The following is a 4072-nucleotide window of genomic DNA, read 5'->3' on the forward strand; positions in this document are numbered from 1 at the left end:
GTCCTGGGTTCGAGTCCCCGATGGCCCACCATATCAGAGCCGCCAGTGTTTCACGCACCGGCGGCTTTTTCATATTGACAGAACGATGTCGATTCGGTTATAATAAAGGTATCGGAATTCTTACCAACAGGAGGAACAGCATGAAAGCAATTATTTTTGATATGGACGGCGTAATTTTTGACACGGAGCGTGTCGGCGATCAGGCTTGGCGGCAGGCGGCTGAAGAAATGGGCTTTGCGCAGATAGACGATGCCATTTCTCAGTGCCGCGGGTTGAACCGTGCCGATACCAAGGCGTTTTTCGAGAGGGAATATCCAGATTTGGATTACCTTGCGTTTCACAAGCGGAATCACGAGATCATGAACCAGCTGCTCGCAGACGGTATGCCGGTGAAAACCGGTGCGGTGGAACTGCTCCACTGGCTGCGGCAGGAGGAGTGGCGTGTGGCTCTGGCAACTTCTACTGGTCGGGAGAGCACCATGCACCATTTGGAAGCGGCACACATGACCGACCTGTTTGATGCGATCATCACCGGCGAACAGGTGGAGCACGGCAAGCCTGATCCGGAAATTTACGAAATGGCATGCGATGCCATTGGGGTTACGGCGGGGCTGTCCTTTGCGGTAGAGGATTCGCCCAACGGGATTCGCAGTGCCGCGGCGGCAAATCTGCGTGTCATCATGGTGCCGGACTTGGTGAAGCCGAATCTGGAACTGCGGGAACTGGTAGTAACAGTACAGGAAAACCTGCTGGGCGTGCAGAAGTTTTTGGAGAAGTTCGGAGAGCTTTAATCATAAGAAAATTGTGCATTTTACAAAAAAATATGCACAATTTTATGCGAAATAGAAATTGACGTTGCTGGGATTTTATGTTATACTAAAAATGAAATCGATGCATTTCCCCAGACTGTGAGGAAAGGGTTTGCAGTCTGGGGCAATGAAAAAGAAAGGGTGATTTCTATGAAAAAAACGAAAAGGATACTGTCTTCTTTGATGGCATTGACACTTTCTGCCGCAATGATTGGATTATCACCGGTTTCAGCACAGGAAGATGCTACAGTGGGAAACAGTGCAAGCAGTCTGGCACAGATGCCCGAATCCAAGGACACCACCCAGAACGCACTGGATCTGTTGGAAGAAGCATTGCAGAAGGATCCGAATCCGGATCTTGCCCGCGAGAGATTGTGCGAAGATCTGGGCGTTTCCGCTCTCACTGACCTGACTTACAGCACGCCGTATCACTATTACGATTTCTATACGCAGGAACTGGCTGTTCCGGAATCGGGAGATGCCTACACCTACTGGATCTTGCTGTATCGCGACGGCGTTTATTGCGGCAATCTGTCGGTAACGCCGGCACTGGGGCTGATTCAGAAAGATCTGAAACCCTATGCCTGCGTGGAAACGGCTCTGGAACAGCAGGACGATATGTGGTTCGGCGGTGCAATCGTTGACGGCCTGCCGGCGGAACTGGTGTATACCGGCGGCGTGATCTACAGCCTGAACTTCGGCGAAACCAAGACCGATCTGGTTTGGGGACAGCTGCCGCATTCGGACTACAACAGCGGCATGATAATTGAAACCACTACCACACCGGCAGTCACCACCACACAGGAATCGAACCTGTCCATTCTGGGTGATGTCAATCTGGACGGCATTGTAGACCTGAAAGATGCGGTCTTGCTGAACAAGGCGGCAAACGGCACAGTGGCACTGAACGATGCACAGCTGCAAAATGCGGACTGCAACGCCGATACGGAAGTGAGTGCACAGGACGCTGTTTCTCTGATGCGGTTCTTGGTACACAACATCAGCACGCTGCCGGATACTTCTGCGGAATAACATCGTCTGATTGCGGAATCATTTGTATTCGTGAACGAACGCATCTCTCTGGTTAGAGAGGTGCGTTTTTTGTTTTTGCGGCAATCACAAATTTGAATAAAATGTAAATTTTCCGGAATATCTCTTGACGAAACTAGCACATGTGCTATAATAGTGTTAGCACTTAAAAAGCAAGAGTGCTAATTTCGCATTTTTGCAATTGATTTTGACAAGGAAGGAGATGTGCCGCGGAGCCGAGAGGCTCTCCGGTGCAAACAGAAACAAATGGAACAGAAACAATTTCAGGCAGAATCCAAAAAACTGATGGACATGATGATCCATTCGATCTATACCCATAAGGAGATCTTTCTCCGCGAACTGATCTCCAACGCCAGCGATGCCATTGATAAGCTGTATTTCAAGTCGCTGACGGACGACAGCGTGGGCATGAACAAGTCCGACTTCAAGATCACACTGGCTGTGGACAAGGATGCTCGCACCCTGACCATTACCGATAACGGTATCGGCATGACCAAGGCGGAAATGGAGGAGCATCTGGGCACGATCGCCAACAGCGGCTCGCTCCAGTTCAAGAAAGAGAACAATCTGGCAGAAGATAACCAGATCATCGGGCAGTTCGGTGTCGGCTTCTATTCCGCATTCATGGTTTCCAAGCGTGTTACAGTCAAGTCGCTGGCATTCGGCGAAAAGCAGGCGTATGTATGGCAGTCCGAGGGCGTAGAGGGCTACACCATGGATACCTGCGAGAAGGATACCGTGGGTACGGAGATCACACTGGAACTGCTGGACGATGTGGCAGCAGATGCAGAGGGCAACGGCGGCGAAAACTACAGCGAATTCCTCGACCAGTACCGAATTCAGAGTCTGGTAAAGCGGTACAGCGATTATATTCGCTTCCCGATCTGTATGGACATGACCAAGAGCCGGAAGAAAGAGGATTCCGACGAGTACGAGGAATATGTGGAAAATGTCACATTGAACAGCATGGTGCCGCTGTGGCATAAGAACAAGAATGAGATCAGCGAAGAAGAATACAACAGTTTCTATAAAGATAAGTGCGGCGATTATACGGATCCGCTGTGCCATATGCATGTGCGGAACGAAGGTACCATTACTTATGATGCCCTGCTGTATATCCCGTCCCATACTCCGTTCAACTACTACAGCAAGGACTACGAAAAGGGCTTGCAGCTGTATGCCAACGGTGTGCTGATCATGGATCGCTGCGAAGATCTGCTGCCGGATTATTTCAGCTTTGTCAAGGGTCTGGTGGACTCCGAAGATCTGTCCCTGAACATTTCCAGAGAAATGCTCCAGCACGACGCACAGCTTCGCCAGATCGCACGGAGCATCGAGCGTACCATTAAGAATGAACTCCAGCGTATGATGAAGAACGATCGGGAGAAATACGAGAAGTTCTATCAGGCATTCGGCTTGCAGCTGAAGTACGGCATCTATCAGGACTACGGCATGCACAAAGATCTGCTGCAAGACCTGCTGCTGTTCCCGTCCTCCAAGGACGGCAAGCTGGTATCCCTGAAAGAATACGTAGACCGTATGCCGGAGGGACAGGACAAGATTTACTATGCCGCAGGCGAGAGCATTGCCCGCATTGAATCTCTGCCCCAGACCGAACAGGTCAAGGATAAGGGCTACGAGATCCTGTACTTCACCGAGAATGTGGACGAATTCGCAATCCGCATGATGCAGGGCTATCAGGAGAAACAGTTCCAGTCCGTTCTGGACAGCAACCTCGATCTGGAATCTGAGGAGGAAAAGAAGGAACTGGAAGAAAAGCAGGAATCCAGCAAGGACATGCTGGAAGCTGTCAAGAAGGCTCTGGAGGGCAAGGTCGGCAACGTCAAGCTGTCCGGCCGCCTGAAATCGCATCCGGTCTGCCTGTCCAGCGAGGGCGAACTCTCTATGGAAATGGCAAAGACGCTGAACGCAATGCCGGGCACCGAGGGACAGAAGTTGCAGGCACAGACTGTTCTGGAAATCAATCCGGAACACCCGATCTATCAGCGTCTGATGGAACTCCAGACTGGCGACAGTGCAAAGCTGGACGACTACGCAAAGCTGCTGTACGATCAGGCTCTGCTGATTGCCGGCATGCCGGTAGAAGATCCGGTGGCATTCTCCAATCGTATCTGTGACTTGATGTAAAATTGCAGGCTGTCCAAGCCTGAGAAAACACTGAATAAAGGCAATACCGCACAAAGAGCGTCTGG

General features: G+C 50.8%; 3 protein-coding genes. All 3 read left to right on the forward strand.

Annotation, left to right across the window (positions count from 1 at the left end; translation table 11 throughout):
* Positions 1 to 140 precede the first annotated feature (140 nt).
* Positions 141 to 791: an HAD family hydrolase gene (locus RUMCAL_RS06245; RefSeq protein WP_040647304.1), complete on the forward strand. Its 651-nt coding sequence runs from the start codon at positions 141 to 143 to the stop codon at positions 789 to 791.
* A 168-nt stretch (positions 792 to 959) separates the two neighbouring features.
* Entirely contained in the window at positions 960 to 1841 is an 882-nt protein-coding gene (locus tag RUMCAL_RS06250) for a dockerin type I repeat-containing protein (RefSeq protein WP_040647305.1), read from the forward strand.
* Between the two features lie 264 nt (positions 1842 to 2105).
* Positions 2106 to 4007 (forward strand): molecular chaperone HtpG, encoded by a 1902-nt coding sequence (gene htpG, locus RUMCAL_RS06255; protein ID WP_021681825.1) that lies wholly within the window; start codon positions 2106 to 2108, stop codon positions 4005 to 4007.
* Positions 4008 to 4072: the final 65 nt, after the last annotated feature.

The organism is Ruminococcus callidus ATCC 27760, assembly GCF_000468015.1.
Classification (GTDB): Bacteria; Bacillota; Clostridia; order Oscillospirales; family Ruminococcaceae; genus Ruminococcus_C; species Ruminococcus_C callidus.

Bases quoted from the DNA above. Each gene is read 5' to 3' on its own strand.
- RUMCAL_RS06245 (WP_040647304.1), top strand. From the start codon at position 141: ATGAAAGCAATTATTTTTGATATGGACGGCGTAATTTTTGACACGGAG.
- RUMCAL_RS06250 (WP_040647305.1), top strand. From the start codon at position 960: ATGAAAAAAACGAAAAGGATACTGTCTTCTTTGATGGCATTGACACTT.
- htpG (WP_021681825.1), top strand. From the start codon at position 2,106: ATGGAACAGAAACAATTTCAGGCAGAATCCAAAAAACTGATGGACATG.